The organism is Duganella sp. BJB476, from assembly GCF_003416895.1.
Classification (GTDB): Bacteria; Pseudomonadota; Gammaproteobacteria; order Burkholderiales; family Burkholderiaceae_D; genus Rugamonas.
Genome location: NZ_QVIO01000013.1, coordinates 1 through 26,757, shown reverse-complemented (window position 1 = coordinate 26,757; position 26,757 = coordinate 1). Strand labels below are relative to the sequence as shown.

30 protein-coding genes and 1 tRNA gene are annotated in these 26,757 nt (G+C 58.6%); 21 read left to right on the top strand and 10 right to left on the bottom strand.

The window, feature by feature from the left end:
• Nucleotides 1-26 precede the first annotated feature (26 nt).
• From D0T21_RS30315 to gpmA, 4 genes are read right to left on the bottom strand one after another with little or no spacing between them, the layout of a single operon-like run.
• Nucleotides 27-776, bottom strand: a complete 750-nt coding sequence (locus D0T21_RS30315; RefSeq protein WP_116993713.1) for a HesA/MoeB/ThiF family protein — start codon at nucleotides 774-776, stop codon at nucleotides 27-29.
• Between the two features lie 28 nt (nucleotides 777-804).
• Nucleotides 805-2,364, bottom strand: coding sequence for a S41 family peptidase (locus D0T21_RS30310; RefSeq protein ID WP_116994602.1), 1,560 nt, complete (start codon nucleotides 2,362-2,364; stop codon nucleotides 805-807).
• Nucleotides 2,365-2,378: 14 nt separating this feature from the next.
• A complete protein-coding gene (locus tag D0T21_RS30305) occupies nucleotides 2,379-3,899 on the bottom strand; it encodes a murein hydrolase activator EnvC (protein ID WP_373995384.1) in 1,521 nt (506 codons plus the stop codon).
• A 1-nt stretch (nucleotide 3,900) separates the two neighbouring features.
• The gene (gpmA, locus tag D0T21_RS30300) at nucleotides 3,901-4,647 is read right to left on the bottom strand and encodes a 2,3-diphosphoglycerate-dependent phosphoglycerate mutase (protein WP_116993711.1); all 747 of its coding nucleotides are present in this window, start codon (nucleotides 4,645-4,647) and stop codon (nucleotides 3,901-3,903) included.
• A 107-nt stretch (nucleotides 4,648-4,754) separates the two neighbouring features.
• Here gpmA and D0T21_RS30295 point away from each other — a divergent pair, with 107 nt between their 5' ends.
• The 5 genes from D0T21_RS30295 to D0T21_RS30275 all read left to right on the top strand — a co-directional run bounded on the left by D0T21_RS30295 (nucleotide 4,755) and on the right by D0T21_RS30275 (nucleotide 7,686).
• The gene (locus D0T21_RS30295; RefSeq protein ID WP_116993710.1) at nucleotides 4,755-5,156 is read left to right on the top strand and encodes a rhodanese-like domain-containing protein; all 402 of its coding nucleotides are present in this window, start codon (nucleotides 4,755-4,757) and stop codon (nucleotides 5,154-5,156) included.
• Nucleotides 5,157-5,166: 10 nt separating this feature from the next.
• Nucleotides 5,167-5,427, top strand: coding sequence for a glutaredoxin 3 (gene grxC, locus D0T21_RS30290; protein WP_116993709.1), 261 nt, complete (start codon nucleotides 5,167-5,169; stop codon nucleotides 5,425-5,427).
• 152 nt (nucleotides 5,428-5,579) lie between these two features.
• The gene (gene secB, locus D0T21_RS30285) at nucleotides 5,580-6,065 is read left to right on the top strand and encodes a protein-export chaperone SecB (RefSeq protein ID WP_020704216.1); all 486 of its coding nucleotides are present in this window, start codon (nucleotides 5,580-5,582) and stop codon (nucleotides 6,063-6,065) included.
• Nucleotides 6,066-6,162: 97 nt separating this feature from the next.
• Nucleotides 6,163-6,606 (top strand): SH3 domain-containing protein, encoded by a 444-nt coding sequence (locus tag D0T21_RS30280; protein ID WP_116993708.1) that lies wholly within the window; start codon nucleotides 6,163-6,165, stop codon nucleotides 6,604-6,606.
• 39 nt (nucleotides 6,607-6,645) lie between these two features.
• Nucleotides 6,646-7,686: an NAD(P)H-dependent glycerol-3-phosphate dehydrogenase gene (locus D0T21_RS30275; protein WP_116993707.1), complete on the top strand. Its 1,041-nt coding sequence runs from the start codon at nucleotides 6,646-6,648 to the stop codon at nucleotides 7,684-7,686.
• Here D0T21_RS30275 and D0T21_RS30270 read toward each other — a convergent pair.
• Genes D0T21_RS30270 through mscL form a run of 3 tightly spaced genes read right to left on the bottom strand, consistent with a single transcriptional unit; the run spans nucleotide 7,683 to nucleotide 10,018 of the window.
• Nucleotides 7,683-8,372 (bottom strand): DUF2461 domain-containing protein, encoded by a 690-nt coding sequence (locus D0T21_RS30270; protein WP_116993706.1) that lies wholly within the window; start codon nucleotides 8,370-8,372, stop codon nucleotides 7,683-7,685. The genes D0T21_RS30275 and D0T21_RS30270 overlap by 4 nt on opposite strands.
• A 9-nt stretch (nucleotides 8,373-8,381) precedes the next feature.
• Nucleotides 8,382-9,551, bottom strand: a complete 1,170-nt coding sequence (locus D0T21_RS30265; RefSeq protein WP_116993705.1) for a Do family serine endopeptidase — start codon at nucleotides 9,549-9,551, stop codon at nucleotides 8,382-8,384.
• Between the two features lie 32 nt (nucleotides 9,552-9,583).
• Nucleotides 9,584-10,018 carry a large conductance mechanosensitive channel protein MscL gene (mscL, locus tag D0T21_RS30260; protein ID WP_116993775.1) on the bottom strand — a complete coding sequence of 145 codons (435 nt, stop codon included), beginning with the start codon at nucleotides 10,016-10,018 and terminating at the stop codon, nucleotides 9,584-9,586.
• Nucleotides 10,019-10,378: 360 nt separating this feature from the next.
• Between mscL and petA the strand changes: the two genes are divergently transcribed.
• The 7 genes from petA to D0T21_RS30225 all read left to right on the top strand — a co-directional run bounded on the left by petA (nucleotide 10,379) and on the right by D0T21_RS30225 (nucleotide 15,763).
• Complete coding sequence (gene petA, locus D0T21_RS30255) at nucleotides 10,379-10,987, top strand: ubiquinol-cytochrome c reductase iron-sulfur subunit (protein WP_116993704.1); 609 nt, start codon at nucleotides 10,379-10,381, stop codon at nucleotides 10,985-10,987.
• A 3-nt stretch (nucleotides 10,988-10,990) separates the two neighbouring features.
• Nucleotides 10,991-12,403: a cytochrome bc complex cytochrome b subunit gene (locus D0T21_RS30250; protein ID WP_116993703.1), complete on the top strand. Its 1,413-nt coding sequence runs from the start codon at nucleotides 10,991-10,993 to the stop codon at nucleotides 12,401-12,403.
• Between the two features lie 36 nt (nucleotides 12,404-12,439).
• Nucleotides 12,440-13,204, top strand: coding sequence for a cytochrome c1 (locus D0T21_RS30245; protein WP_116993702.1), 765 nt, complete (start codon nucleotides 12,440-12,442; stop codon nucleotides 13,202-13,204).
• A 112-nt stretch (nucleotides 13,205-13,316) separates the two neighbouring features.
• Entirely contained in the window at nucleotides 13,317-13,928 is a 612-nt protein-coding gene (locus tag D0T21_RS30240; protein WP_008443913.1) for a glutathione S-transferase N-terminal domain-containing protein, read from the top strand.
• Between the two features lie 91 nt (nucleotides 13,929-14,019).
• The gene (locus D0T21_RS30235; protein ID WP_116993701.1) at nucleotides 14,020-14,499 is read left to right on the top strand and encodes a ClpXP protease specificity-enhancing factor; all 480 of its coding nucleotides are present in this window, start codon (nucleotides 14,020-14,022) and stop codon (nucleotides 14,497-14,499) included.
• 26 nt (nucleotides 14,500-14,525) lie between these two features.
• Nucleotides 14,526-14,601, top strand: a tRNA-Thr gene (locus D0T21_RS30230).
• 196 nt (nucleotides 14,602-14,797) lie between these two features.
• Entirely contained in the window at nucleotides 14,798-15,763 is a 966-nt protein-coding gene (locus tag D0T21_RS30225; protein ID WP_116993700.1) for a site-specific integrase, read from the top strand.
• Between the two features lie 63 nt (nucleotides 15,764-15,826).
• On the opposite strand, the gene D0T21_RS30220 is transcribed toward D0T21_RS30225, so the two are convergent.
• Nucleotides 15,827-16,093: a hypothetical protein gene (locus D0T21_RS30220; RefSeq protein ID WP_116993699.1), complete on the bottom strand. Its 267-nt coding sequence runs from the start codon at nucleotides 16,091-16,093 to the stop codon at nucleotides 15,827-15,829.
• Between the two features lie 440 nt (nucleotides 16,094-16,533).
• Between D0T21_RS30220 and D0T21_RS30215 the strand changes: the two genes are divergently transcribed.
• Nucleotides 16,534-17,595 (top strand): type IV toxin-antitoxin system AbiEi family antitoxin, encoded by a 1,062-nt coding sequence (locus D0T21_RS30215; protein WP_116993698.1) that lies wholly within the window; start codon nucleotides 16,534-16,536, stop codon nucleotides 17,593-17,595.
• Complete coding sequence (locus D0T21_RS30210) at nucleotides 17,570-18,418, top strand: nucleotidyl transferase AbiEii/AbiGii toxin family protein (protein WP_147328214.1); 849 nt, start codon at nucleotides 17,570-17,572, stop codon at nucleotides 18,416-18,418. Before D0T21_RS30215 ends, D0T21_RS30210 begins: the two co-directional genes overlap by 26 nt.
• Nucleotides 18,419-18,441: 23 nt before the next feature.
• Here D0T21_RS30210 and traI read toward each other — a convergent pair whose 3' ends face one another.
• Complete coding sequence (gene traI, locus D0T21_RS32140) at nucleotides 18,442-20,505, bottom strand: TraI/MobA(P) family conjugative relaxase (RefSeq protein WP_158568077.1); 2,064 nt, start codon at nucleotides 20,503-20,505, stop codon at nucleotides 18,442-18,444.
• Nucleotides 20,486-20,806 carry a MobB mobilization protein gene (locus D0T21_RS30200; RefSeq protein ID WP_116993696.1) on the bottom strand — a complete coding sequence of 107 codons (321 nt, stop codon included), beginning with the start codon at nucleotides 20,804-20,806 and terminating at the stop codon, nucleotides 20,486-20,488. Before D0T21_RS30200 ends, traI begins: the two co-directional genes overlap by 20 nt.
• Before the next feature lie 283 nt (nucleotides 20,807-21,089).
• Between D0T21_RS30200 and D0T21_RS30195 the strand changes: the two genes are divergently transcribed.
• From D0T21_RS30195 to dcd, 7 genes are all read left to right on the top strand, one after another.
• A complete protein-coding gene (locus D0T21_RS30195; RefSeq protein ID WP_116993695.1) occupies nucleotides 21,090-21,440 on the top strand; it encodes a protein mobC in 351 nt (116 codons plus the stop codon).
• A gap of 10 nt (nucleotides 21,441-21,450) precedes the next feature.
• Entirely contained in the window at nucleotides 21,451-22,134 is a 684-nt protein-coding gene (locus tag D0T21_RS30190; protein ID WP_116993694.1) for a P-loop NTPase, read from the top strand.
• Nucleotides 22,127-22,768 carry a DUF6753 family protein gene (locus D0T21_RS30185; RefSeq protein WP_116993693.1) on the top strand — a complete coding sequence of 214 codons (642 nt, stop codon included), beginning with the start codon at nucleotides 22,127-22,129 and terminating at the stop codon, nucleotides 22,766-22,768. Before D0T21_RS30190 ends, D0T21_RS30185 begins: the two co-directional genes overlap by 8 nt.
• A gap of 252 nt (nucleotides 22,769-23,020) precedes the next feature.
• Nucleotides 23,021-23,575 (top strand): hypothetical protein, encoded by a 555-nt coding sequence (locus D0T21_RS30180; protein ID WP_116993692.1) that lies wholly within the window; start codon nucleotides 23,021-23,023, stop codon nucleotides 23,573-23,575.
• A 61-nt stretch (nucleotides 23,576-23,636) separates the two neighbouring features.
• Nucleotides 23,637-24,077, top strand: a complete 441-nt coding sequence (locus tag D0T21_RS30175; protein WP_147328213.1) for a hypothetical protein — start codon at nucleotides 23,637-23,639, stop codon at nucleotides 24,075-24,077.
• 6 nt (nucleotides 24,078-24,083) lie between these two features.
• On the top strand, nucleotides 24,084-25,385 hold the full coding sequence (locus D0T21_RS31930; protein ID WP_147328212.1) for a hypothetical protein: 1,302 nt from the start codon (nucleotides 24,084-24,086) through the stop codon (nucleotides 25,383-25,385).
• Between the two features lie 4 nt (nucleotides 25,386-25,389).
• Nucleotides 25,390-26,031 carry a dCTP deaminase gene (gene dcd, locus D0T21_RS30170; protein WP_116993690.1) on the top strand — a complete coding sequence of 214 codons (642 nt, stop codon included), beginning with the start codon at nucleotides 25,390-25,392 and terminating at the stop codon, nucleotides 26,029-26,031.
• Nucleotides 26,032-26,757 lie beyond the last annotated feature (726 nt).

Below are 26,757 nucleotides of genomic sequence, written 5' to 3'. Positions count from 1 at the left end.
ACAAGGTAAGTCTCCTTCGGTTAGTGTTATTTTTTTGCGCAGACCGGACAATCGCCGTTGCGCCCCACACCTATGCTGGTCCACTCCATGTGCAGACCGTCCAACATCAACAGGCGCCCTGCCAGCGAGGCGCCCACGCCCATCAGCAGCTTGAGCGCTTCCGCCGCCTGCATGGCGCCGACTACACCCACCAGCGGCGCGAACACGCCCATGGTGGAACAGGCTACATCTTCAAATTGCTGGTCCTGCGGGAACAGGCAGGAATAGCAGGGTTGCGCGCCGCCGCGCGGATCGAACACGCTGATTTGTCCATCGAAGCGTATCACCGCGCCCGACACCAGCGGCTTGCCCAGCGCGACGCAGGCGCGGTTGACGGCGTGGCGGGTGGCGAAGTTGTCGGTGCAGTCGAGCACCACGTCGGCCTGCGCCACCAGCTCGGCCAGGCGGGCGTCGTCGACGCGTTCGTTGAGCGCGGTGATGGTAATTTCTGGATTGATCTGCGCCAGCGTGATGCGCGCCGATTCGGCCTTGGACTGGCCGACCCGCTCCGTGGTGTGGGCGATCTGGCGCTGCAGGTTGGTGAGGTCGACGGTGTCGTTGTCGACCAGCATGATGTGGCCGACGCCGGCCGAGGCCAGGTACATGGCGGCCGGCGAACCGAGGCCGCCGGCGCCGATCACCAGCGCATGCGCGGCCAGCAGCTTTTGCTGGCCTTCGATGCCGATTTCGTCGAGCAGGATATGGCGCGAATAGCGCAGCAGTTGCGAGTCGTTCATGGTCTCGGACCGGCGGCGCGCCCGTCGTTTATGGAGTTACGGGTTGTTTCAAGGCGGGCTTTTTGTCGCCGGCCTTGGGCTTGGTTTCGGACTTGACGGCCGGCTTGGCGGCTGGCTTGGCCTCGGCCTTGCTGTCCGACTTGATCTCGCCGACTTCGCCGCCGGCGGCGGGCGCCGCCTCCACTTTCGACAGCTTGACCGGCAAGCCCTTGAAGTGGTTGATCGCCTGCGCCAGCTGGAAGTCGTCCCTGGAACCGAATTCCACCGGCTTGGCTTTCTTCGCCTGCGCGACCGCGCCCTGGCTGTCTTCCAGCTCTTCGCGCTGCGCGCTCAGGGCCTTCCGGGCGACGTCGTCGCCTTCCGGATCCTTGTCGTTGTTCAGGTGTTTTTGCAGGTCGGCTTCGCGCACGCGCAGGCTGTTCAAGCCGTCGCCGTCGGCGGTTTCGTCGACCATCAGGTCCGGCACGATGCCGCGCGCCTGGATCGAGCGGTTGTGCGGCGTGTAGTAGCGCGCCGTGGTCAGCTTGACGGCGGTGTCGGCGGTCAGCTGGCGCAGCGTCTGCACCGAGCCCTTGCCGAAAGTCTGCGTGCCCATGATGGTGGCACGCTTGTAGTCCTGCAGCGCGCCGGCGACGATCTCGGAGGCCGAGGCCGAACCGGCGTTGACCAGCACCACCATCGGCACGTCCTTGAGCGCGGCCGGCAGCTTGGCCAGCGGATCGTTCTTGGGGCGCGCCGAATAGAATTCGCTGCGGCCGTAGAAGGTCTGCTTGGAGTCGAGCAGCTGGCCGTTGGTCGAGACGATCACCGCATCCTTGGGCAGGAAGGCGGCGGAGACGCCGATCGCGCCCGGCACCACGCCGCCCGGATCGTTGCGCAGGTCCAGCACCAGGCCCTTGATGTGCGGGTCTTGTGCGTACAGGGCGGTGAGCTTCCTGGCCATGTCCTCGACGGTCGGCTCCTGGAACTGCGAGATGCGCAGCCAGGCGTAACCCGGCTCGATCATCTTGGCCTTGACGCTCTGCACGCGGATCTCCTCGCGCGAGATGGTCAGGATGATCGGCTTGTCCTCGTCCTTGCGGCTGATGGTGACGGTGACCTTGGAATGCGGCTCGCCGCGCATCTTCTTGACGCTTTCGTCCAGCGACAGGCCCTTGATCGGCGTGCCGTCGATGCGGGTAATCAGGTCGCCGGTCTTGACGCCGGCCTTGAAGGCGGGCGAATCCTCGATCGGCGAGACGACTTTGATGTAGCCGTCTTCCATGCCGACTTCGACGCCGATGCCGACGAATTTGCCGGCCACGGTCTCGCGCATTTCGCGGAAGGCTTTTTTATCGAGGTAGACCGAGTGCGGATCGAGCGAGGACACCATGCCGGAGATAGCTTCGGTGAGCAGCTTCTTGTCGTCGACGTTTTCGACGTAGTCGGTCTTGATCAGGCCGAACACGTCGGACAGCTGGCGCAGCTCTTCGAGCGGCAGCGGCGAACCGGTGACCTTTTGCGCGATGGCGGAAAACTGCAAGGAGACGGCGACACCAGCCACCATACCCAGGCCGATCAGGCCGATGCTCTTGACTTTGTTGCCCATTTTTTCCGCAAACCTTAAAACTTGACCCAGCCAGCCGGATCGAATGCCGTGCCCTGATGGCGAAGCTCAAAGTATAGCCCCGATTCCTCGTTGCCGCCGCTGTTACCTGCGCTGGCGATCGAGTCGCCAGGCTTGACGACGTCGCCGACCCGTTTCAGCAGCGACTCGCAATTGCCGTAGATGCTCCAGTACTGGCCGCCGTGGTCGACGATGATCATGTTGCCGAAGCCGCGCAGCCAGTCCGAGAAGATGACCTTGCCGCTGGCGACGGAGCGGATCTCGGCGCCCTCGCCGGTGCGGATGAACACGCCCTTCCAGCTTGGGCCGTCGCCGCGCTTGGTGCCGAACTTGGCGGCGATCTTGCCGCTGACGGGCGCGCGCAGCTGGCCTTTGAGGCTGACAAACGGCGCGCCGGACGGCACCGCCGGGGCCAGCGCGATATCGGCAGGCTTGGCGGCCGCCTTGGCCGGTTCTTCCTCGCGCGGCGCCGGTTTGAGCGGCTCCGGTGGTTTCGGCGGCGGCTGTTGCGCCACTTTCGGCTGGTCGGCGTCGATGGTGTCGGGCTTGGACGGCGCCGGCTTGATGGCGCCGGATTTGCCGGCGTTGGCCTTGGCCAGGCGCTGGCGCTCGGCTTCGACGGCGGCCTTGGCCTTGGCCAGCGCGCGCGCTTCGGCGTCCGCCTTGGCTTTGGCCTCGGCTTCCGCCTTGGCGCGGGCGACGGCCAGTTGTTCCTGGCGTTTTTTCTCGGCGGCGGCGGCGATCGCCTGCTCCTGGATCAGCTTGCCCAGCTTGTCGACCAGGCCGGTCAGGCGCTGTTCGTCACGCTCGACGTTACCGGCTTCCTTGCGCTGGGCCACCAGCTTTTTCGACAGCGAGGCCAGCAAATTGGCGCGGCGGGTCTTCTCCTGCTCCAGCCTGGCCTTCTGCTCCATTTCCTCGGCGGCGATTTCCTGCAATTCGTCCTTGGCGTTCTGCGCCTCGGCCTGGTTGACCTCGACCGCCTTCAGGTTGGCGCGCAGCGCGTCCAGCAGGCGCGCCTGGGCCTGCGACACGTAGGACATCATTTGCAGGTCGCGGTTGATGCGATTGGGGTTGTCGCCGGACAGCAGCAACTTGATGCGGTCTTCATTGCCGGCGACGTACTGGTCGCGCAACAGCTTGGCCAGCTGCTGCTTTTGCTGGGCGACCGTGGCCGCCAGCTTGTCGTGCTCGACGGCCAGCTGTTGCAATTTGGTGTTGGTGTCGCCCTGCTCCTGCGCCAGGTCGCGCAGCGAGCGGTTGGCGTCCGAGATCGCCTGTTCGGACTCGGCCAGCGTGTCGGCCGCGTCGTCCTTGGCGCTTTCGGTCTTGCCGATGTCTTTTTTGAGCGCGCTGAGCTTTTGCTGCAAACCGGCGCGCTCGACCTCGGCCGCCGCTTTCTGCTTGCTGCGCTCGGTGGTCTTGCTGAACGGCGCGGCATGCGCCCCGTTCAACAAGAGCAGCAGCGCCGCACTGGTGGCGGCGCCGCGCCAGCCTCGGAAGGAAGAATGCGACAAATTACTTGGCCTTGCCCTGGTTGGCGACGGCTGCCTGGGCCGCGGCGATGGCGTCGGCGTCACCCAGGTAGTAGTGGCGGATCGGCTTCAGGTTCTCGTCCAGTTCGTAGACCAGCGGCTGGCCGTTCGGGATGTTGAGGCCGACGATGTCGTTGTCGCTGATGCCGTCGAGCATCTTAATCAGGGCGCGCAGGCTGTTGCCGTGGGCCGAGATGATGATCTTCTTGCCGGCGCGGATGGCCGGGGCGATTTCCTCGTCCCACACCGGCATCACGCGCGCCACGGTGTCCTTCAGGCATTCGGTCAGCGGGATCTGCGACTTGTCCAGGCTGGCGTAGCGCGGGTCGTTAAAGGAGGCGCGGTCGTCGTTCTCGGCCAGCGGCGGCGGTGGCGTGTCGTAGCTGCGGCGCCATACCAGCACCTGGTCGTCGCCGTACTTGGCGGCGGTTTCGCCCTTGTCCAGGCCTTGCAGGGCGCCGTAGTGGCGCTCGTTCAGGCGCCAGTCGTTCTTGACCGGCAGGTACATCATATCCATCTCGTCCATGCTCAGCCACAGCGTGCGGATCGCGCGCTTGAGCACCGAGGTGTAGGCCAGGTCGAAGGTGTAGCCGGACTCTTTCAGTACCTTGCCGGCCGCCTTGGCTTCCGCGATGCCCTTCTCGGTCAGGTCCACATCGGTCCAGCCGGTGAAGCGGTTCGAGAGGTTCCAGGTGGACTCGCCGTGGCGCATGAATACGATTTTATACATTTGAACTATCTTCAAAAAGGATTGAACGGGACGGAAAACCGGTACTGCGAGAACTCTTCCAGCTTCTATTTTATAATGCGCGGATTGACTTAAACCATTGGAACCCTGTGAAATTCTTCATTGACAATATTTTCATCATCGCCATCGTGCTCCTTTCGGGCGGCGCCCTGCTGTGGCCGGTACTGACGCAGCGCGGCAAACGCGCCTCCGCGCAAGAGGTGACGCTGTTGATCAACCGTAGCAAAGCCACCATTGTAGACGTACGCGACGCAACGGAATTTGCTGCCGGTCACTTGCCAGAAGCCAAGAATATTCCGCTGGGCGAGCTGTCCAGCCGCCTCGGCGAGCTGGAGAAGTTCAAGGCCAAGAGCGTGATCGTGGTGTGCAAGACGGGCGCGCGCGCCTCGTCGGCGGCCGCCAAACTGGCCAAGGCCGGCTTTGCCGACGTGGTCAACCTGGACGGCGGCATTGCTGCGTGGCAAAAAGCCGGCCTGCCGCTGGCCAAATAAGGAGGTCGAGATGACTGCCCGTGTAATCATGTACACCACCGCCGTGTGCCCCTACTGCGTGCGCGCCGAGCGCCTGCTGGAATCCAAGGGCGTGACCGGCCTGGAAAAGATCCGCGTCGACCTCGACCCGGAGCAGCGCATGCTGATGATGCAAAAGACCGGCCGCCGCACCGTGCCGCAAATCTACATCGGCGACACCCATGTCGGCGGTTTCGACGATTTGTATGCGCTGGATCAAGCTGGCGGCCTGTCCCCCTTGTTAAATGGCTAATCACCCCCAAATACAACGTGAGGGCCGCAGAAATAGTTTGAAACCATAATGGTTTTGATACAATTGCCCTCGCGTTTGATTTGAGCTCCATACCAAGCAAACTTATTCTGAGCGGCCCGTGCCGCTCGTTTTCACTATAACGAAAGCGTTCCATGTCTGACGAAAACCTGCAACCAGTATTCCAAATCCAACGCGTCTACCTGAAAGACATGTCGCTGGAGCAACCGAACTCCCCAGCTATCTTCCTGGAACAGGAAGCACCGACCATCGAAGTCGCCCTGGACGTTGGCGCCGAGCCACTGGCCGATGGCGTGTTCGAGTCGACCGTCACCATCACCGTGACCGCCAAAGTCAAAGACAAAGTCGCTTTCCTGGTTGAAGGCAAGCAAGCCGGTATCTTCGAAGCGCGCAACATTCCTGCTGAGCAGCTGGATCCGCTGCTGGGCATCGGTTGCCCGAACATCGTCTACCCATACCTGCGCGCCAACATCGCCGACGTGATCACCCGTGCCGGTTTCCCACCAGTGCATCTGGCTGAGATCAACTTCGAAGTGTTCTACCAGCAGCGTATGCAAGCGATCGCCGACGCGGCCGCCGCAGCACCAGCAGCAACCGACGGCGCTGCCACCACGCACTAAGTCGTACTGAAGTACTTCGCTGCCGGGCGCCACGTCCGGCAGCGGTATCACCCCGACATGCCGCGCCTTTGCGCGCTGTCCATCTGCAAGGTAAGCCATGACATTTCCCCGTTTAATCGCCAGTCTGACCATGTTGTTGGCCATGAGTGCCAGTCACGCGTTCGACTTCAAAACGGTGGGCGCCGCACCCGTCATCCTCTACGACGCGCCATCGACCAAGGGCGGCAAGCTGTTTGTCGTGCCGCGCGGCGCGCCGCTGGAAGTGGTGCTGGCCTATGGCGAATGGCTGAAGGTGCGCGACGTCAACGGCGAACTGGCCTGGACCGAGGCCAAGGGCCTGAGCGGCAAGCGCAACGTCATCATTCGCACCCCCAACCTGAAAATCCGCGCCACGCCGGACGATACCGCCGCGCCGGTCTTCACCGCCGACAAGGGCGTGCTGCTGGAAGTGACCGAAACGGCCGCCGGCGGCTGGCTCAAGGTGCGTCATCGCGACGGCCTGGTCGGTTACGTCAAGAATTCCGAAGTCTGGGGCATATAATTGCCGTAGCGGCGACATCCGGTCGCCGAATGAGGTCCCATGCAAGATAATCCAAACAAACCAGCGGCCGCGGTCCGCAAGGTGGCTGTGCTCGGCGCAGGCGCCTGGGGCACCGCCGTCGCCATGGCGCTGGCCCAGCGTCACGACGTGATGCTGTGGGGCCGCAACAGCGACGCCCTGCAAGACATGGCGCGCAGCCGCGAAAACACCGGCTACCTGCCTGGTTACCCCTTCCCTGACGGCCTGCAGGTCGCCGCCGATTTCGACGCCGCGCTGGCCCATGTGGCCGGCCCGGACAGCCTGCTGATCGCCGCCTGCCCGGTGGCGGGCTTGCGGCCGCTGCTGGAGCAGCTGAAATCGCGGGCGATACCGAATGTGGTGTGGCTGTGCAAGGGTTTCGAATACGGCACCGGCCTGCTGCCGCACCAGATCGTGCGCGAAGTGCTGGGGGCGGGCGTGGCCGGCGGCGCCTTGTCCGGACCGTCGTTTGCGCAGGAAGTGGCGAAAGGCTTGCCGTGCGCGCTGACCATCGCCTCCGACTCGGCGGCGCTGCGCGACTGCGTGGTGGCAACCGTCCACGGCGGCAATGTCCGTGTGTATTCCAGCGAAGACCTGGTCGGTGTTGAAGTGGGCGGTGCGGTGAAAAACGTGCTGGCCATCGCCACCGGCGTGGCCGACGGCCTGGGCCTGGGCCTGAACGCGCGCGCCGCCCTGATCACCCGCGGCCTGGCGGAAATCACCCGGCTCGGCACCACGCTGGGCGGCCATACCGAGACCTTCATGGGCCTGACCGGCATGGGCGACTTGATTTTGACCTGCACCGGCGACCTGTCGCGCAACCGCCGCGTCGGCCTCGGACTGGCGCAGGGCAAGCCGCTGGACGTCATCGTGCAGGAGCTGGGCCATGTGGCCGAGGGCGTGCCGTGCTCGAAGGCGGTACGCGAACTGGCGGCCAGGATGGGCGTCGACATGCCGATCACCAATGCGGTGGCCGGCGTGCTGTTCGACGGCGACCAGCCGCAGGCGATGGTCTCGCGCCTGCTGGCGCGCGACCCGCGCGATGAAAAAGTGAAGCGTTAAGCTGCGTCTTCCTCTTCCTTCGCCGCGCGCATCCATTCGACCAGCGGGAATGCATCCTTCAGCCCGCTGGCGATCATCGGCACCAGCAATTCCGGCTTGTTCATCGGCAGGTCGAGCTCAGTCCAGACGAAGAAACTCTTCAGCTTGATGTACTCGATGTGTTCGTGCTCAGGGTCGAAACCCTTGGGCGGGCGCATCAGCTTGCCTTCGTTCTGGATGTCGCCGAAGGTGGCTTTCAACTTCTTGTTCTTCAATACCTTGCTGAAGCCGGCCGCGTCGTCGACCATGTGCTGGCGCAGCGCCTTCAGGCGCGACGGCGGCGGCATGTATTCGCCGGCGCCGAACAGCAGGCGGCCAGAGCCGTCGATCTGCATGTAGTAGGTCGGCCCGCCGGCCTTGCTCGGACGGCGCAAATCGTTCGGCGCCACGGCGGCCGAAAAGCGCGTCTTGTATGGGCTCTTGTCGTGCGCGAAACGCACGTCGCGGTTGATGCGGAACATCGCCTTCTTCGGGTTGCAGAACTTGACGGCCGCATCGAACTTGCCCAGCTCGATAATCATGTCCGTCACCGCTTGCAGGAATTCTTCGCGCAGGATGTCGTAGCGCGGTTTGTTCATGATGAACCAGGGACGGTTGTTATTGTCCGCCAGTTCCTTGAGGAATTGAGTCAGGTCGCGCAGATGCATTAGGGTTCCTTATTTGGCGCCGGCCGGACGCTTGCCGACCGTGATGTCCAGCGTGGTCTCGCGGCTCTTGCGCAAGACCGTCATTTTAGCTTTTCCGCCAGGAACGAGTTGGGCGATCACATTCAGCATCGCGTTGGTGTCGGCCACCGGCTTGTCGTCCACCGACAGCAGGATGTCGCCCGGCTTCATGCCGCCCTTGTCGGCCGGGCCGTTGCGCACCACGCCGGCGATGATGGCGCCGCTCTGGCGCTTCAGGCCGAAGCTCGACGCCAGTTCCGGCGTGATCTCCTGGGTTTCCACGCCTATCCAGCCGCGCACCACGTGGCCGGACTTGATGATGGCCTCCATCACCGACTTGGCGGTCGACACCGGAATCGCGAAGCCGATGCCGACCGAGCCGCCCGATTGCGAATAAATCGCCGAGTTGATGCCCAGCAGGTTGCCGTTGGCGTCCACCAGCGCGCCGCCGGAATTGCCGAAGTTGATCGCGGCGTCGGTCTGGATAAAGTTCTCGAAATGGTTGATGTGCAGGTTGTTGCGGCCCAGCGCGGAGATGATGCCCATCGTCACCGTCTGACCGACGCCGAAGGGATTGCCGATGGCCAGCACCACGTCGCCCACCTGCGCCTGCTCGGCCTGGCCCAGCACGATCACCGGCAGCTTGTCGAGCTCGATCTTGATGACGGCCAGGTCTGTCTCGGGATCGGTGCCGACCACCTTGGCGGCGGCCTTGCGGCCGTCGGCCAGCATGACCTCGATTTCGTCGGCCGCTTCCACCACGTGGTTGTTGGTCAGGATGTAGCCTTCGCCGGAGACGATGACGCCCGAGCCCAGGCTGGATTCCTCGTCGTCGTTCTCGCCGTCGCGGTCACGGTCGCCGAAGAATTTTTTAAAGAAGGGGTCGCGCAGCAGCGGATGCTTGCCGCGCTTGGGTTTCTTGCTGGTGATGATGTTGACCACGGCCGGCATGGCCCGCCCGGCCGCCGCCCGGTAGGAGCCGACCGCCACGCCGGGCGCCTTACCCGGGCCGGCTTCCAGCATCACGGCCGGATGGTCGGCGCTGCCCATCTGCTGGGCGCGCACCGGCGCGCGCCGCTCCGGCCCCACGGCCGTGTAGACGAAATACAGTGCCAGTACGACGGTCACCGTTTGCGCAAACAATAACCAGAGTCGTCGCATAGCATCCTGCCGTCCGTCGGACGGCGTCCTTGTTATTTCTTGAGAGAGTCGCGGATCTCGCGCAGCAGCACGATATCTTCCGGCGTCGGCGCCGGCGCCGCGGCCGCTTCAGCCGCCGCTTCCTTGGTGTTCAGGGTACGCGCCTTGTTCATCAGGCGCACCATCTGGAAGATCACGAAGGCCAGAATGACAAAGTTCAGCAGGATGGTGGCGAAATTGCCGTAGGCCCAAACCGCGCCCAGCTTTTTCGCTTCGACCAGGCTCAGGTGAGCGTCCTGGCCGTTGAGGCCGATGTAGTAATTGGCGAAATCCAGGCCGCCAAACAGTTTGCCGATCGGCGGCATGATGATGTCGGCCACCAGCGAGTCGACGATCTTGCCGAACGCGCCGCCGATGATCACACCGACAGCCAGGTCGACCACATTGCCCTTCATCGCGAATTCTTTAAATTCCTGCATCATTGCCATTTTCTTATCCTCGCTGTGGTCATTTGTGAACAAAACTGCGTCTGGATCATACTATTTTTCCAATTAGATTCCAAACGCGCGCCCCCCGTGCGCATTTGGGTACCGAATTACGCTATAAATTTGTCTTGTATCAATATCTATGGCTTGCGCCCCGCCAGTAGGGGATAGCCCGGCGGAATTCAAGTCCAAAACGGTGCGCAAATCGCTCCAATTGGGGTTACGGCAACGTTTTTTCTTTAATTCGTATCACGCTTACCTTATAATTTAAGGTTGCTAGAAGCTATATTCGTGCTTCGACAAGTTTCAGGTTTTGTTCTCGGTTCTCGGATTTTGTTCGCACTTTGACTGATTGGGGTTTGTATGAGTATCGAAAAGCAGGTCGATTCCGGCCGTCGCGGATTGCTCGTCGCAACAGGCGCGGCGGGTGGTGTAGTGGGTCTGGCAACCGCCGGAGCACTGGTTAGCACGTTCCAACCGTCCGAGCGCGCAAAAGCCGCCGGCGCACCGGTGGAAGTGGATATTTCCAGCCTCAATCCCGGCGAAATGAAAACCGTCGAATGGCGCGGCAAACCGGTCTGGATCATCAAGCGCACCCCTGAAATGGTGGCCTCGCTGAAAAAGACCGACGGCAAAGTGGCCGACGCCGACTCCAAGCGCAACCCGGACGAATTCACCCCGGAATACGCCCGCAACGAATGGCGCTCGCGCAAGCCCGAGCTGCTGATCGCGGTCGGCATCTGTACCCACCTGGGCTGCTCGCCCTCGTCCAAATTCACCCCGGGCCCGCAGCCATCGCTGCCGGACGACTGGGAGGGCGGCTTCCTCTGCCCATGCCACGGCTCGACCTTCGATATGGCCGGCCGCGTGTTCAAGAACAAGCCGGCGCCGGACAATCTGCAAGTCCCACGTCATATGTTCCTGAGCGACACCAAGCTGATCATTGGTAAAGACGAGAAAGGCGAGGCGTAAATCATGGCGGCTTTCAAAGAGACAAAATTCCCGGCCGATGCTCCGGCCGCACAAAAAGCGCTGGGCTGGGTCGACGACCGCTTCCCGCTCACCAAGCTGTGGAATGATCAATGGGGCAAATACTACGCTCCGAAAAACTTCAATTTCTGGTACATCTTCGGCTCGCTGGCCATGCTGGTGCTGGTGCTGCAGATCGTCACCGGCATCTTTTTGACCATGCACTACAAGCCGGACGCCAACCTGGCCTTCGGTTCGGTCGAATACATCATGCGCGAAGTACCGTGGGGCTGGTTGGTGCGTTATATGCACTCGACCGGCGCCTCGGCCTTCTTCATCATCGTCTACCTGCACATGACGCGCGGCCTGCTGTACGGCTCGTACCGCAAGCCACGTGAACTGATCTGGCTGTTCGGTTTCGCCATCTTCCTGTGCCTGATGGCCGAAGCGTTCTTCGGCTACCTGCTGCCATGGGGCCAGATGTCGTACTGGGGCGCACAGGTGATCGTCAACCTGTTCGGCGCGATTCCGCTGATCGGCCCTGACCTGTCGCTGTGGATCCGCGGCGACTACGTGGTGTCCGACGCCACCCTGAACCGCTTCTTCGCCTTCCACGTGATCGCCATCCCGCTGGTTCTGCTGGGTCTGGTGGCTGCCCACCTGATCGCGCTGCACGAAGTCGGTTCGAGCAACCCGGACGGCATCGAAGTGAAAGAAAACCTGGGCGCCGACGGCCACCCGGTCGATTCGATTCCTTCGCACCCTTACTACACCGTGCACGACCTGTTCGGCGTGTCGGTATTCCTGCTGATCTTCAGCACCGTGGTGTTCTTCGCCCCGGAAATGGGCGGCTACTTCCTGGAATATAACAACTTCCTGCCGGGCGATTCGCTGAAGACCCCGCTGCACATCGCGCCGACCTGGTACTTCACCGCGTTCTACTCGGTGCTGCGCGCCACCACCGCCGACTTCATGTGGGTGCTGATGTTCTTCGTCGCCGCCTACGTGGTGTTCGTGTGGCTGAAATCGCGCCTGTCGAGCATCGTGAAAACCGCCATCGCCGTGATCGCGCTGGTGGCCATCATCGGCATGCTGCCGCAGGTGCTGGACGCCAAGTTCTGGGGCGTGGTGTTCTTCGGTGGTTCGGTGGTGATCCTGGCCTTCCTGCCTTGGCTGGACAAGTCGCCGGTCAAGTCGATCCGCTACCGTCCAAGCTGGCACAAATACGTGTACGGCGTGTTCTTCTTCTGCTTCCTGGCGCTGGGCTACCTGGGTACCCTGCCGCCGACCGAAGGCCGCACGCTGTTCTCGCAAGTATGCACCCTGCTTTACTTTAGCTTCTTCCTGTTCATGCCTTGGTGGAGCGCCATGGGCACGTTCAAGAAGGTCCCGGACCGCGTAGTGTTCCACGCGCACTGATCGACCACCTCGGCTAAAGTACACAAAGGACATTACATGAATTTTCCTAAAAAACTGCTCGCCATCCTGGCATTGCTGCCGGGTCTGGCACTGGCTAACGAAGGCGGCATCGCGCTGGACAAGGCGCCGGACCGCTCGAATAACATGGCAGCACTGCAACATGGCGCCAAGCTGTTCGTCAATTACTGCCTGAACTGCCATAATGCGTCCTCGATGCGCTACAACCGTCTGCGCGACCTCGGCCTGACGGAAGAGCAAATCAAGGCCAACTTGCTGTTCACCGGCGATAAAGTCGGCGAAATGATGACCACCACCATGAACCCGAAAGATGCGAAAGCATGGTTCGGCGTGGTGCCGCCGGACCTGTCCGTCATTTCGCGCGCGAAATCGTCGGGCGCCGGCAGCGGCGGCGACTATCTGTACACCTATCTGCGCACCTTCTACAAGGACGACACCCGCCCGACCGGCTGGAACAACCTGGTGGTCAACAATGTGGCGATGCCGCATGTGCTGTGGGAACTGCAAGGCGTGCAGAAGGTCAAGATGGAAGAAGTGGCCGATCCGCACGAAGAGGGTAAGATGACGCATCAATTTGCCGGTTTCGAGCAAGTCACGCCGGGCAAACTGAGCAAACTGGAATATGACACTGCGGTGGCCGACCTGGTCGGTTACATGGAGTGGATGGCGGAGCCTGCAGCGCAGACCCGCAAAAAACTGGGCGTGGCGGTGGTGCTGTTCATGGCCCTGTTCGCCTTCCTGGCATGGCGCCTGAACGCGTCATTCTGGAAAGAAGTTAAATAATCGAGAGCGCCGGCTGGCCGGCGCTTGTTTTGCGATGCCCGCGTTGGCGGGCGATCGATCCGGGGTGATCCGTTCGCGGCTTCACCCCCTTTGTTTCTAAGGAACTATAAAAATGATGGTTCTCTACTCGGGTACAACCTGCCCATTTTCGCAACGCTGCCGTCTGGTCCTGTTTGAAAAAGGCATGGACTTCGAAGTGCGCGACGTCGACTTGTTCAACAAGCCGGAAGACATCTCGACCATGAATCCTTATGGTCAGGTGCCGATCCTGGTCGAACGTGAATTGATCCTGTACGAATCGAACATCATCAATGAGTACATCGACGAACGCTTCCCGCATCCGCAACTGATGCCGGCCGATCCGCTGATGCGCGCGCGTGCGCGCCTGATGCTGTTCAATTTCGAGAAGGAATTGTTCGTTCACGTGCACGTGCTGGAAAGCGAACGCGCCAAGAGCAACGACAAGAGCCACGACAAGGCCCGCGCAGAAATCCGCGACCGCCTGACCACGCTCGCGCCGCTGTTCCTAAAGAACAAGTACATGCTCGGCGATGAGTTCTCGATGCTGGACGTGGCGGTCGCGCCGCTGCTGTGGCGTCTGGATCACTACGGCATCGAATTGTCGAAGACCGCGGCCCCGCTGATGAAGTACGCCGAGCGCATCTTCTCGCGCCCTGCCTACATCGAAGCGCTGACGCCGTCGGAAAAGGTCATGCGCCGTTAATTCTGGCGTTGACCGTTTTACTTGAAGTTTATCGGCGCGTTTGCCGGCCTTAGTCGGCGGCGCGCCGGGTTCTACTGCAGTCTGGAATACCATGTCCGAAATCTCAACCAAGCCCTACATGCTGCGCGCCATTTATGAGTGGTGCACGGATAGCGGCTATACGCCCTACCTCGCCGTCAAGGTCGACGCCTCGACCACGGTGCCGATGGAATATGTGAAAAAAGGCGAAATCGTCCTCAACATCAGCTTCGGCGCCACCTCGGGGCTGAAGATGGACAACGACAGCATCCGCTTCCACGCGCGCTTCGGCGGCGTGTCGCGCGAGATCTACGTCCCGGTCAACAACGTCATGGCGATCTATGCCAACGAGAACGGCCAGGGGATGGCGTTCGAGCCGCAAGCGGGCTTTGCCGAGCCGGTGGCGGAAGAAGAAACCAGCGCGCCGGCGCCGGTGCTGGCGGCTGTTCCAGCGCCTTTGCAAGAGGCCAAGAGCGAGGCCCCAAGCGCTCCGGACGACGATAACGAGCCGCCAAAAAAGGGCGGCCGGCCTACTCTTACGCGAATTAAATAGCGTATAATTCGCCCCGTACAAGTTTCGCCGACTTAGCTCATTTGGTAGAGCAGTTGATTTGTAATCATCAGGTGGCCAGTTCGAAACCGGCAGTCGGCACCAGTTAGCGTTTTTGACAACGCGCGAAAAACCCGGAAATCGCCTTCTTCATAGGGGATCTCCGGGTTTTTTTACGTCTTTGGTTGCGGAAAAATAAGGCAAAAACCCTGCTTTTAGACCACCATTTGGCAAGAATTTACCAACGTTTTACCAACTCGGCAGTCTAACCTTCTTTGAGCATTGAAGAAGGAGGGGTGAAATGTCTATACCAATCAAGGTCGGTACCCGTTGGCGCCACCGGATCATGGTGAATGGCATGCGTGCCTCCGGCACGTTCGACACCAAAGCGGCCGCGCTGAAGTGGGAAGCGGAACAACGCTTGACCCTAAGCCAACCACAACAAGTTGCTGTTAACAAAACCTGCGCGGATGCATTTCGACGTTATGAAATCGAAGTATCGCGAACCAAGCGCGGGCATCGGTGGGAGGCGGGCCGCCTCGCAACCATGGCGGCCTCATCCCTCGGCCGCATCACCATGGCCCAGATCACGCCGTCCCATATCGCCGCATGGCGCGACGAGCGCCTCAGGAGCGTCCAAGGCGGCACCGTCACCCGGGAAATGAATTTGCTCTCGCACGTGTTTTCGGTAGCGCGCAAGGAATGGAAGTGGATCGCAAGGAGTCCGACCACCGACGTCGCGCGTCCAAGGGCGAAACCGCACCGTGACCGTCGCATTACGCCAGATGAAATTGATCGCATCTGCGTCGCGTTGCGCTGGCCCAACGACGGCAGCGTGACGGGACCCGAGACCAAGCAACAACGCGTCGCGCTGGCTTTCCTGTTCGCCCTGGAAACCGCCATGCGCGCCGGCGAGATCTGTGGATTGCGCAAGGGAGACGTCAACGGGTGCGTCGCCAGGCTCAAGATGACGAAGAACGGATTTCCGCGCAACGTCCCCTTGTCACCACGCGCCATGGAAATCTGGTCCATGGTCCCTGATGGCTTCGGTATCACGACAGCAACGCTGGACGCGATGTTCCGCGTCGCGCGCCAACGGGCGGGTGTTGAAGGCCTGACCTTCCATGACAGCCGGCATGAAGCGATCACGCGACTGGCAAGTAAGCTTAATGTGTTGGATCTGGCCCGCATGGTAGGCCATCATGACATCAAACAATTGCAGACCTACTACAATCCGACCGCAGAAGACATCGCTAAGAAGTTATGAGCTGACCGCTCAGATTCCTTAGCCCGCTTTGCCATGCACTCGGCCATGACTGGCACGAGGATGTCATCGGGAAGTATGCCGCTCCGCCCAAGCGATCACTTCACGCGCCTTGAACAGCGCTTGGGCGCGTGCAGCTCCCCTAACCGGCAGACGTATCGGGCGTGGGAACGACGGCAGAGTGATGATGTCATCTCGCACCGTATCGACAGACCGCTTCAGATAGGCAGCAATATGCCTGGTATCCCATAAATCAATCGCTATCGGGAACAGCACAGGGGTAGGTTTCGACAACTGGGCCAACAGTTTTTCTAAAAGTTCCTCGGTATTCATTTCCGCACTCCTTCACATTGCGCCAGTTCATGCGCATTGACGGCTTGGCATGGGGAACCGATCTCTTCAAACAGAAGACTCCCGCTTCAGTGCGATTAATCACCTGAGCCGTCATCGCGATCTTCACCCCGTCACAACATTGTGTCTCAACCAGGCAACCACAATTAGTTTTATGTCAATCTTTGCCATTCTCGCAAGTAGTCGTTCCTTAAGGGAATGCCCCCAAGGATCGGACTTACCTCACAATTCCCGTTTGCAGCATCGTTATCGCCCATCTAAGTGATGTGTCCCAGCTGGCGGTGACGGTTGGCTACAATCAGTGCAACAAAATTCAATTTACAACCAGCTTCACGGGCCGTGAATTTTTAAATTCCTTGAAATTTTTGAGATTTTTTCATAAGATGAATAAATTCACGGCGCGTGAAAATGGGGAGGGTTGAATGAATCAGTTCGAGTACGATGTGGGGCAGACGCTGTTGCATGAAGCGCTCGCGTCTCTACGGCACAAAACCGACATTCAAGGAACCGTGGTCAACACGCCCCCAAAGGTCGCGGTCGATCATGAAGCAGACGCCTCAGTGGACCTTGTATTAGACGGGCAAACCCACCACTACCTTGTAGAGTGCAAAACGATCATTGATCGAAAAGCACAAATTGACCAGATTGACCTCAGGTCCAGGCAAATGAATTCCCCACTCATGTTAGTAACCCACTACATGAGCAAGGAGCTTGCGATGCACTGCCGAGCCGTGGGTCTACAGTTCATTGATACGCACGGGAACGCCTACTTGCGGGCCCCTGGCCTACTCGTTTTTACGGTCGGCGAAAAAAACGAACGCAGACACCAATTTTCCAAGGCGCCCAAAGGCCTGACAAACGCGGCATCCCTACGTGTTATTTTCACTCTGCTGTCCAAGCCGGAACTCGTTAGCGCGACATTCAAGGAGGTCGCGGCACTCTCGGGGGTTGCATTGGGCTCCGCGTACAACGTGCTGGAGGATTTAGAAGGGCGAGGCTACCTGCTTGCCGGCACTAAGCAGACTCGAAAATTGCTCGAGCCGAATCGCCTCATGGAAGAATGGGTAACTAACTTCCCGACCACGCTTCGCCCAAAGCTCAACAGCCGTCGCTTCAGTTCTCCAGACCCCTATTGGTGGAAAAACGTAGACATCGCAGACTTCCACGCGGTGTGGGGATCTGAAGTGGCTGCGGTAAAGATGTTCAAACACCTGAGTCCCTCTACTCAAACCCTCTATGTGGATGCGATGGATATGCGCAACGCAATCAATGCGCTTGCGAAGAACATACGCTTAAAGCCTGACCCTTACGGGCCGATTGAAGTCTTGGAGAAGTTTTGGTCTTCAGATATTGAAACCATTCCAGGAATCGCCCCCCCATTGCTGGTGTATTCCGACCTCTTATCATTACTTGATCCGAGAGCAAAAGAAATGGCTAACATAATTAAGGAGAAGTTCATTGAGCCTACGATCAATCCGAGCTGACCGTCCTGTCGATCCGACCACAATAGCGATTCTGCGCGAAGTCGCGGCCAGTGCCGAAACAGAGGGAATAGCCCACATGCTTGTCGGGGCGACAGCGCGTGACGTGCTTCTCACCCATGTGTTCGGACTGGAGGTCAGGCGCGCGACACACGACGTAGACTTCGCAGTTGCCGTGAAGGACTGGGACCAGTTTGAAGCGTTGCGCACACGACTCATCACGAGCGGAACATTTAAGGACGACGGAAGGGCAAAGCAGCGCCTTTACTACAAGGGAGAAAGTGGTGAATACGACTACCCCATAGACCTGGTTCCTTTCGGCGAGATCTCGAAAGGCTCCGACGAAGTAGCTTGGCCGCCTGACCTGAAGACAATCATGAACGTCGCAGGCTACGAGGACGTACTCGCAGCAGCAGAGTCAGTGGAGTTCGCTCCGGGATTTGTCCAAAAAGTGGTTTCGATAGCAGGACTTGCGATCTTGAAGATAGTCGCCTGGTCAGATCGTGGGAGAGAAAATCCGAAAGACGCACAAGATCTTATCGTCATCATGGACAGCTATGCTTATGCGGGAAACTTCGACCGAATATACGATGTCGACGGGGTTATCGAAGCCGGTGACAATGACCCCGATGCAGCTGGTGTGTACTTGTTAGGATTGGATATTCGGCAAGTGGCAAGCGCAAATACGCTCAATGTATTAACACAGATCATCGAACGAGACTTCGACAGGCTCTCGACCGAAATGGTAAAACCACTACGCTATCTCGAGAACGTTGAAGAAAGGGTGACATCCCGTTTACGCTTACTGCAACGGGCGCTCACTTAAACTGCACGAGCCCAAAGTTGAGCTTAGCGAGACATGCCTGGACTGTGCTCTCGCTGCTGTTCCACTTCGGGCCGCCCTTCCACTTGCTTCCATTGTTGCCAATACCTTTTCAGTTCGTTCGCCTGGCGTTCGCCGGCAGCGCCAAAGGCATGCTCAGCAGTCCGATGCGCGTAATTATCCCAGTCCCTACCCTCATCTTTCTGCCGTATCAGCGGCGCACAATAGCGCAAAACTGCCGCGACCTCCTGCTTTGAATGGCCGGTCGCTCGCATGCGTACAGCGATCATGGCATCCACCCGCGACAGATCGGTGAAGCGCCCGCCTTGGCGCTGCAACACATCCCGGTAATGGCTAACATACGCTTGGGCGCCACGCTCGTAGTCCGTGGGTAGCCTAGCGTCATCTCCTGGCAGAGACATCGCAGGTTCCTCCCTGGCCTCTCTGCGGGTAGGAGAGCGAGGAACCACAGCCTGTCCACGCGCCATGGCCCGCGCCTCCAGCTGCCGCTGTCGCTCCTGCGCGATCTGTTCCTGTAATTCAGGATTGTCCAGCTTGAACCCGTGCTCCACCGCGAGCTCCACAACCATCGCCTTGAATTGCGCACGCCCCGTCACCTCGAAACTGCTCCACTTCTGCTCGGCCAACTGGAGCGCCGCCAGCACGCTGGCGCGTTCGCGCCACGCATGCACATCGATCTCGCCGCCCTTATCGACAAACGCCGCATCGGCGCTGGCCCGCGCCACGTCGCGCCGTGCATAGCGCACCTCCTCGCCTCGGATCTCTGGCGCATAGTCGCGAATGTCGCGCGGCCTGGCAGCTTCGGTCGTGTCGCCCCGAATATGCTGCACTTCGGTGGCGCGGTAACGCCATTGTTCGGCCAGCTCAGGATGTTCCTGTTGCCGCAGCCACTGTTCCAGATCTGGATACGGCCGATACCGCTCACGCAGCAATGTCCGCTCCCGTCGCTGCCGGTCGCGCATGTCGGCCTGTTCCCCCGCCCTCCGCGCAGCCAGTATGCTCTCCAGCGCATTGCGTAGCTCCCCACGCCCTTTCCAGCGGCCCTGCAGTACCTCCGCGCGTTCGCGCCGATGTCGCTCCATCAGCGCTTCGCGTTCGGCCTCCTGGCGCTGTTTTAACGCCTTCAAGACCGCGTCCTTTTCAGCGCCATATTCGCGCCGGCCTGCGATGTACTGTTCCCATCCACGCGCCGCGTGCTGCACGGGTTCAGGCGGCCGCGCCACGACCTTCTGCTGCATCGAGGGCTCGAAAACACCAAGACGTTTTTCCAGCTTACCCAGACTGGCCTCGCGGTCCGCACGACTGGCTTTCACACCAACGTCGTTCACGAACAGCACCGCACCGCTGCCGGTTCGATCGTAACGCATGCCTTCCTTGGCCAGCGCCTGGTGCAGCTCCTGCCAGCTGCCGGCGCCCTTGATGATCGGCGCCCCCGCCTCGATGGCGATCCGCTCGGCGGACTTCTCGCCGGTGCGCTGCTCCATATCGCGCTTAGACTGCTCCGGTTGACGCGCTCCGCTTCGGCCGCGCGGATCGCGCTCGATCTCGCCATTGTCCTTGACACGGTAACGCCCATGCTGCTCCCGTTGCCAACCTTGCTTTTCCTCGATGCGCGCCACTGCCTTATGTGCGGCCTCGATATCGAAGCCTCGATTCGGCTTGATCACCTTCAGCGTGTCGGGATCGACACGGTTGATGGCGATATGCAGATGCACATTATCAGTGTCCACGTGCAGACCATACATCGTCTGGTGTCCTTCTAATCCTAGCTCCTTGAGAAAAATATCGACGGCCTCCTCGACCTGGCGCGGACTCGGTTGCTCGCCCTCTTGCCAACTCAGGACATAGTGGTTGATGGTGTCGGCGCTGCGCACTGCTTCCTGCGACAGCGCCAGCATCTCGGCTTTCTGCGCCTCGTGGTCGTCGGACAGAAACCCACGTGCGCCGGCATACAGACACTTCTCTCTGACGTTCTCTTTTTCAGGTGCGCAGATGTAGTCCATCAGTCGGCCGACGCGGGCGCCCTTGGATGCGGACTTCTTCGGGTTCTTAATTTTTTTGACGATCATGACTGAGCCTCTCGATGTAGGCCTTCAGCGCCGCCAGGACGCTTGCGGTGTCGCGATGCAAAGCGCCACCACCTTGATTGTGCAGGTGCTTCAGCAGGCCGCCCAGGCGCCGCAATTCGCGGAGCATTGCGTGATCCACGCTCGCTAGGATAGGCCGGCCAAAGTAGCGGCGGCGTACCAGTTCAGACATGCTGAGCGCCGCCAGGTCGGCATCCTCCAGCAGCCGCGCCTTTTCCGTCTTGGTCAGGCGCACATTGATCACGGCATCCAGCGGCTCTTCGCCGCGTTTTTCGAAAGGCATGCTGCCTCCTGCGATGACGGTTGTCGCTGGCGCGGCGCCGCGCAGCGTGTCTGGGGTCAAGGGGCGTGCCCCTTGCAGGATGAGCCTTGCCGTGAGAAGCGTAGCGCCGAATGGCATGGCGTCCCTTGGCACCACATGCGATAGCGTGTGTGTGACAAGGGCCATCCTGTATCTCTTTCACTCACCGCTTCAGTCTACGATTTCGCGACGATCGCGAACTGATCTGGCACAAGGTCAGCCGCTGCCGGAGTGCTACCGTAATGACAGGGAGCACGGAGCTGATATGAAATACACCAGCGAACAACTCGATGCCATCGCCGCCAAGCTGCGCGATATGCCTGCGGCTGCAAAGCCTCGGCAGGAATACACGAAGCAGGCCGCAGTTGAAGTGCTGATCAAGGAAATCAGGGGACTGCAAAAACGTGGCTATGCACTCGCACAGATCGCCGAGGCCTTGCGCGGCGAAGGATTGGACATCGCGACACCCACGCTGAAGAACTACCTGCTGCGTACAAAGCCGGCTCGCAAAAAGGTGCCCGCAACGTCCACCGATCCAAAACCTGTACAAGCCAAGCCAAAGCCCTCTAGCAAATCTGCGTCATTCCCCGTCGCCTCAGATACCGACGAAATCTAGGAGAATCGCCATGGCGAAAAATATCTATCTCATTGGCGGCGGCAAGGGCGGCGTCGGCAAATCCCTAGTGTCTATGGCGACAGTCGACTTCCTTCTGCAGCGCGATGAAGACCTGGTACTGGTCGATGCCGATACCAGCAATCCCGATGTCTGGAAGACATACAAGGACACCGCGCGTACCGAGCTGCTGGACCTGGATAACGCCGATGGTTGGATAGAACTGATCAACGTCGCAGACAGCAATCAGGAAAGCGTCATCGTGATCAATACGGCTGCGCGCAACAACAAATCCGTCAACGCGTATGGTCAGATCCTGAGCAACACACTTCCTGAGCTACGCCGCAAACTAGTCACGCTATGGGTCATCAACCGCCAGCGCGACAGTCTGGAGCTGCTCAAGGAATATATGGATGCAATTCCCGATACGGTCGTTCACGTCGTAAGAAACGGCTACTTCGGCGAGGAGCGCAAGTTCGAGCTTTACAACAGTTCCAAACGGCGCGCATTGATCGAAGAGCGTGGTGGCCTATCACTGACCTTCCCCGACTTGGCCGATCGCGTCAGCGACGACATCTACAGCAAGCGTATGAACATCGCCCTGGCAGCAAAGGAACTTCCTTTAGGTAATCGCGCGGAACTGTGCCGCTGGCGCGCCGAAGTCAAATCCATGCTGGAACAGATCGGCCATGAGTGATCTTGAAGAAAGCTTCCAGAAACTTCTGAGCAGACAACCGAATGATAGCGAGCGACAACGTCTATATCAGATCCGCGACGCCCTGGGACTAAAAAACAATGACGCCCTTTGGCTGGTGTTGATCGCCTTGCAGTACCACCAGAACATGTATGAACAACATCCTCAGGCGATCAAGCAAGCAGCTCTCGAAATTCTTGTCCACGTTAAGGATACTGCCGAAAGCACGATTGCGGCATCAATGGCGGCAGCCAAAGCAGATCTCGCCAAAGCTATTGCGACCACTGCTAGCGACGTTGCTCGCATAACGACCGCAAAGCAGGCTGCCAAGTGGATTGCCTCGTGCTTGACACTATCCTGCCTTGCTATCACCGGCCTTGCCTGGTACGTCCATGACCTCGCTTACATGGCTGGCTACGATCGCGGCTACGGCAATGCCTACACCATCGCCAAGGACGAGAAAGCGGCAGCAGCATGGGCCAACACCCCCCAAGGAAAATCAGCCTACCGTCTTGCGCAAGCAGGCAGTATCGACAAGCTCACCAAGTGTAATCAGCCGGGTTGGAAAATTGAAAATCGCGTCTGTTACGTCGGGCCGGGAAAAGATGGTGAAATCTATGGATGGTTAATTCCCTAACGTTCGAGTCGAAGCACGGCACGCCAACGTCTATGTCCCACACCAACTCAAAATACTGTGTAGATTTCACAACGACGGAAGAACGTTCCCTGTACCAGACGCCGTGCTATCCAAACCACTGCGCCATACTCTTGAACACCGGAGACAATGAGCAGAAGGAGCACGACATGATGTCAGCACAGCCCTTGATCAACTACGCTTCGATAACCAGACGTTGACAGTCTATAGTCTATTAGATAGACTTTGTCAATTATGAGCGACATCCGCGTCAAGCAGACATTTTTCACACATGAGACGGTCGTGCTTACAGGGTTTTCCAAATACATGCTCGATTATCTAGCGCGTGAGGATGTTTTTCGCCCTAGCGGCAGAAATGTGGGCGTCCCAGGCAACAAGCGCGAATACTCGTTTGAAGACGTCGTTTTGTTGAGGGCGCTTAAGACGATCTGCGCGGGAAAAGGTAAGATTCGGCACTTCACACGGTCACTAAAAAACTACCGTAAAACTTTCGGTCCCTTGCAACCTGGGCAACGAGTTGAGAAGTTTCTTGTTGTGCAGGGAAATCGGCTGTGTGCTTACGACAGCGGAGAAGGGGCGATTGACCTAATCACCGGACAACGCACACTTTCCTTTGTCTTAGATTTAGGCATGGTAGTCCAAGACCTAGAGCGCCACGTCGTCATTGACCCGAAAACAAATGCGATCCGACTTACCACGGCTGCACAGCGAAAGGCGGACGCAGAGCGTGAGCGAAATTGGGCGCCGGTACGCGCACGCCGCGAGAAAGCCAAGAAGCAAGCAACCTAACGCGCTGAATCTAGTAGAATTCTAGTTCAGCAAAGGCATTTTATGAACAATGGAGGTCGGTATGAGCATCACATCCAGTTTCCGCGTAGATGACAGCTCAGCAATGGCGAAGCAGTTTGCGTCCATCACTGCAGGATATGTTGACAATCCTCCGAACACAATAGCCGACCCTGCTGCGCTGGTACCTTTGGAGAATGTGTTTCGTCTGTTAGAGATGTTCCGTTATGACGCTTTTGCCGACGAGAGCCGCGATAGCGTGCTGGCAATAAATGCCCCAGATCAAATTTATGGAATGCGTCTCGAAACAAAGCCTTGGCACGAGGGGATTGCTGATGCGCTGCAGAGTGCGCTCTTGCAAGCCTATGCTGGTCAGTCTAAAGAGGAGGCTATAGGCGAACTCCAAGATGGTATTCGTGAGCTTGTGCAGAGTCACCCCTTGGATGCAAATGTGGCGACCCGCGCCAAGACGTTTTTCAACGCATTTCACGCGCAACTTGCTTGACGCAAAATGACACCGCAAGCGTTCTTACAGCAGGAGTGCAAAAACGTTGCGGAGCTACTCAAACAGACTCTTCGCTACGAATATGGACTTGACGGAAGTCAGGACTTTTACGACGAGTGCGACACGCGCCTGAAATTCATAGAAGGCCAAATATCAATTTCCACAGACCCCACTGCGTTATCCCAGTGGGGTTTTGAGCTCAACGATCTCTCAAAATTAATTTGTCGAATTGAAAGATCCTCTCTCGGTGAGTACTCGTGGCCATTTGTCGAGGAAGTCAAGAAGATGGCGAACGCCATCTGCATCGAGAACACTGCGTCGGGCAAGCCATCAAAGATTTATGTCTTGGCTGATGGAGGTTTGGATGCGTATAGAATCTTCCCCGAGCCGAAGCGACCATCACACCGAAATAGACTGCTCCTCACCATTGTTTTCCCTAAGTCGCTCAAGCACTTTGTACTGCTGCACTCAATTCTTGGACATGAACTCGGGCACGCAATTTGGAGATGCTCCAAACATGAGCATACGATCAAGAAGGACGTGTGCGCAAAATTCCTCGGCGTGCCAGGGGTGTTTGCAGATAAAAACTCCACACTGAATCACATTTTTTCCCCAACGGCGCCCGCAGAGGTACAAGCACAGCTGCCGATCATGGCGGCCCACGGAATCAATCAGGCAAATTTCTTCCAATGGGCAAATTGGGACCTATGGGTTGAAGAAATACTTTGCGACTTCGTGGGACTGGTCTCTTTCGGCCCCAGCTTCGTAGCAGCTCAGTGCAATCTTCTTCCCAGTATAAATCCAAACATACACGCGTTCGGACCACAACATCCTCCCACTTCATGGCGAATCAACTTGATTCTCCGAGGAGCAACAATTCTTGGCTTTGATGCTCTCCCACCTCAAGGGCATCCCAGTCGAGCTATCGTGGAAGAGTTCTGGACGAAAATGCAAATGTCGAGAACAGCGAACCCTTGGTTCGACGTGCTTAGTGACGCCCAGCTAACGGATGCACTGAGCGGTATGTCAGCACTTTTGCAGCAGCACCCGCCTGCATGTTATATGCATCCCGACGTGAGCATAGTTTCGGAACTTATCAGCAGCCTGCAACGGGGAGTTCCTCCTGTAGGTTTTACACTCGATGCAAACGGCGATCCCCTATGCACGCATCGTGATTTCAGGGAAATCCTCTATGCCGGCTGGATTGCTGCGGTTCAACCCAACGCGCTACCTTTCGAACAGATGAATAGGCTATGCGAACATGCGATCATGCAACAGGGTGCGATTGACATTCAATTAAAGGGCTAGAGAAATGTGCGCAGCGCTTTCGAAAAGTTCAATTGCAAAGAGAATTTCAGATGGAAATCTGGTCATTTCCCCACTTCTCGATCACAGGCAACTTGGCCCAACAACTGTTGATCTGCGAATGGGAACTGTTGCGCTGATGTCCCGAGCTGGTGCGCAGTCACATGTTGATCCACATGATTATTTGCTGAATAACACCAGTCACGCTAACGCGGAAATACGCCAGCAAAAGCATGAGCGCTTTGATATTCCATTCACAAGGTCATTTCTACTGCACCCTGGCTCACTGATTCTCGTTCCTACCCTTGAGTGGGTAGTCATTCCATCAGATTTGCAAGGAGTTGTCACAGCTCGTTCTTCGTGGGCGCGGGAAGGCTTGAATATTGCCACAGCAACGATCGTGAACCCTGGTTATCGAGGCATCATCACCCTAGAACTTGCGAATTTCGGCGAGGTGCCAATTCGGCTCTACCCCGGGTTAAGAATTGCGCAAATTGCCTTTTACTCGCTCGATCAGCACGATAAACAAAAGGATGCTAGTGGACTACAGGGACAATTCGACATGAGCTTTGAACCAAAAGCTGGCGAGCTCGCCGACAAGGACGAACCGTTTATTAAGGTTGCAAAGCAATCGGCTTCAGGGCCGTGAGCTCACGTCAGAAGCTTAGGCTAATAAGGTACGTTCCCGCTTGTAGGGAAAATTCTGAATCTGATAGTCCGTTGTGATGTGCAGCAACGCTGCCGGAAATATGCGGCACATTCCGGTGAATAGAAGCGCCTGACAACTCTAATTTTGGCAAGTTTTTGGCAATCAGAGCTGTAAGTCTCTAATTATTAATTAGATACGATTCCGGCAGTCGGCACCAAACAGTAGTTTCGCTCTTGCAGAAAAAACCCGGAATGTCCCTTCTTCATAGGGGAACTCCGGGTTTTTTTACGTCTGGCTTGCGGAAAAGTAAGGTAAAAAAACCGATTTCGGGTCACTATTTTCCCAACCTTTACCAAAATTTTTGGCAGCGCGCCGAGTCCAACCTTCTTTGACTCAGAGGAGGTGCCCAAATGGCTAGTCCGTACAAAGATGGCAAACGATGGCGTCATCGCCTCATGGTCCAGGGCGTGCGTGTCTCCGGCACGTTCGATACCAAGGCCGCCGCGCTGAAGTGGGAAACGGAACAGCGCGTAGCCCTTAGCTCAGGGCTACGTGTTTCAGTCACCAAGACCTGCGCAGACGCGTTCAGGCGCTATGAACTGTTCGTTTGCTCGCAGAAATGACCCACTCTGTTTGACCCGCCTTCCACTGCCTGGCAAACGCTGCTACGCGGTCGTATGACCCTTCATAACCGAGCTCTCTCAGGTCTTCATGGATCTGTTTCAA

Excerpts from the sequence above, each read along its gene's own strand:
- D0T21_RS30315 (WP_116993713.1), bottom strand. The coding sequence starts at position 776 with ATGAACGACTCGCAACTGCTGCGCTATTCGCGCCATATCCTGCTCGAC.
- D0T21_RS30310 (WP_116994602.1), bottom strand. The coding sequence starts at position 2,364 with ATGGGCAACAAAGTCAAGAGCATCGGCCTGATCGGCCTGGGTATGGTG.
- gpmA (WP_116993711.1), bottom strand. The coding sequence starts at position 4,647 with ATGTATAAAATCGTATTCATGCGCCACGGCGAGTCCACCTGGAACCTC.
- grxC (WP_116993709.1), top strand. The coding sequence starts at position 5,167 with ATGACTGCCCGTGTAATCATGTACACCACCGCCGTGTGCCCCTACTGC.
- secB (WP_020704216.1), top strand. The coding sequence starts at position 5,580 with ATGTCTGACGAAAACCTGCAACCAGTATTCCAAATCCAACGCGTCTAC.
- D0T21_RS30280 (WP_116993708.1), top strand. The coding sequence starts at position 6,163 with ATGACATTTCCCCGTTTAATCGCCAGTCTGACCATGTTGTTGGCCATG.
- D0T21_RS30275 (WP_116993707.1), top strand. The coding sequence starts at position 6,646 with ATGCAAGATAATCCAAACAAACCAGCGGCCGCGGTCCGCAAGGTGGCT.
- D0T21_RS30270 (WP_116993706.1), bottom strand. The coding sequence starts at position 8,372 with ATGCATCTGCGCGACCTGACTCAATTCCTCAAGGAACTGGCGGACAAT.
- D0T21_RS30265 (WP_116993705.1), bottom strand. The coding sequence starts at position 9,551 with ATGCGACGACTCTGGTTATTGTTTGCGCAAACGGTGACCGTCGTACTG.
- mscL (WP_116993775.1), bottom strand. The coding sequence starts at position 10,018 with ATGGCAATGATGCAGGAATTTAAAGAATTCGCGATGAAGGGCAATGTG.
- petA (WP_116993704.1), top strand. The coding sequence starts at position 10,379 with ATGAGTATCGAAAAGCAGGTCGATTCCGGCCGTCGCGGATTGCTCGTC.
- D0T21_RS30250 (WP_116993703.1), top strand. The coding sequence starts at position 10,991 with ATGGCGGCTTTCAAAGAGACAAAATTCCCGGCCGATGCTCCGGCCGCA.
- D0T21_RS30245 (WP_116993702.1), top strand. The coding sequence starts at position 12,440 with ATGAATTTTCCTAAAAAACTGCTCGCCATCCTGGCATTGCTGCCGGGT.
- D0T21_RS30240 (WP_008443913.1), top strand. The coding sequence starts at position 13,317 with ATGATGGTTCTCTACTCGGGTACAACCTGCCCATTTTCGCAACGCTGC.
- D0T21_RS30235 (WP_116993701.1), top strand. The coding sequence starts at position 14,020 with ATGTCCGAAATCTCAACCAAGCCCTACATGCTGCGCGCCATTTATGAG.
- D0T21_RS30225 (WP_116993700.1), top strand. The coding sequence starts at position 14,798 with ATGTCTATACCAATCAAGGTCGGTACCCGTTGGCGCCACCGGATCATG.
- D0T21_RS30220 (WP_116993699.1), bottom strand. The coding sequence starts at position 16,093 with ATGAATACCGAGGAACTTTTAGAAAAACTGTTGGCCCAGTTGTCGAAA.
- D0T21_RS30215 (WP_116993698.1), top strand. The coding sequence starts at position 16,534 with ATGAATCAGTTCGAGTACGATGTGGGGCAGACGCTGTTGCATGAAGCG.
- traI (WP_158568077.1), bottom strand. The coding sequence starts at position 20,505 with ATGATCGTCAAAAAAATTAAGAACCCGAAGAAGTCCGCATCCAAGGGC.
- D0T21_RS30200 (WP_116993696.1), bottom strand. The coding sequence starts at position 20,806 with ATGCCTTTCGAAAAACGCGGCGAAGAGCCGCTGGATGCCGTGATCAAT.
- D0T21_RS30195 (WP_116993695.1), top strand. The coding sequence starts at position 21,090 with ATGAAATACACCAGCGAACAACTCGATGCCATCGCCGCCAAGCTGCGC.
- D0T21_RS30190 (WP_116993694.1), top strand. The coding sequence starts at position 21,451 with ATGGCGAAAAATATCTATCTCATTGGCGGCGGCAAGGGCGGCGTCGGC.
- D0T21_RS30185 (WP_116993693.1), top strand. The coding sequence starts at position 22,127 with ATGAGTGATCTTGAAGAAAGCTTCCAGAAACTTCTGAGCAGACAACCG.
- D0T21_RS30180 (WP_116993692.1), top strand. The coding sequence starts at position 23,021 with ATGAGCGACATCCGCGTCAAGCAGACATTTTTCACACATGAGACGGTC.
- D0T21_RS30175 (WP_147328213.1), top strand. The coding sequence starts at position 23,637 with ATGAGCATCACATCCAGTTTCCGCGTAGATGACAGCTCAGCAATGGCG.
- D0T21_RS31930 (WP_147328212.1), top strand. The coding sequence starts at position 24,084 with ATGACACCGCAAGCGTTCTTACAGCAGGAGTGCAAAAACGTTGCGGAG.
- dcd (WP_116993690.1), top strand. The coding sequence starts at position 25,390 with ATGTGCGCAGCGCTTTCGAAAAGTTCAATTGCAAAGAGAATTTCAGAT.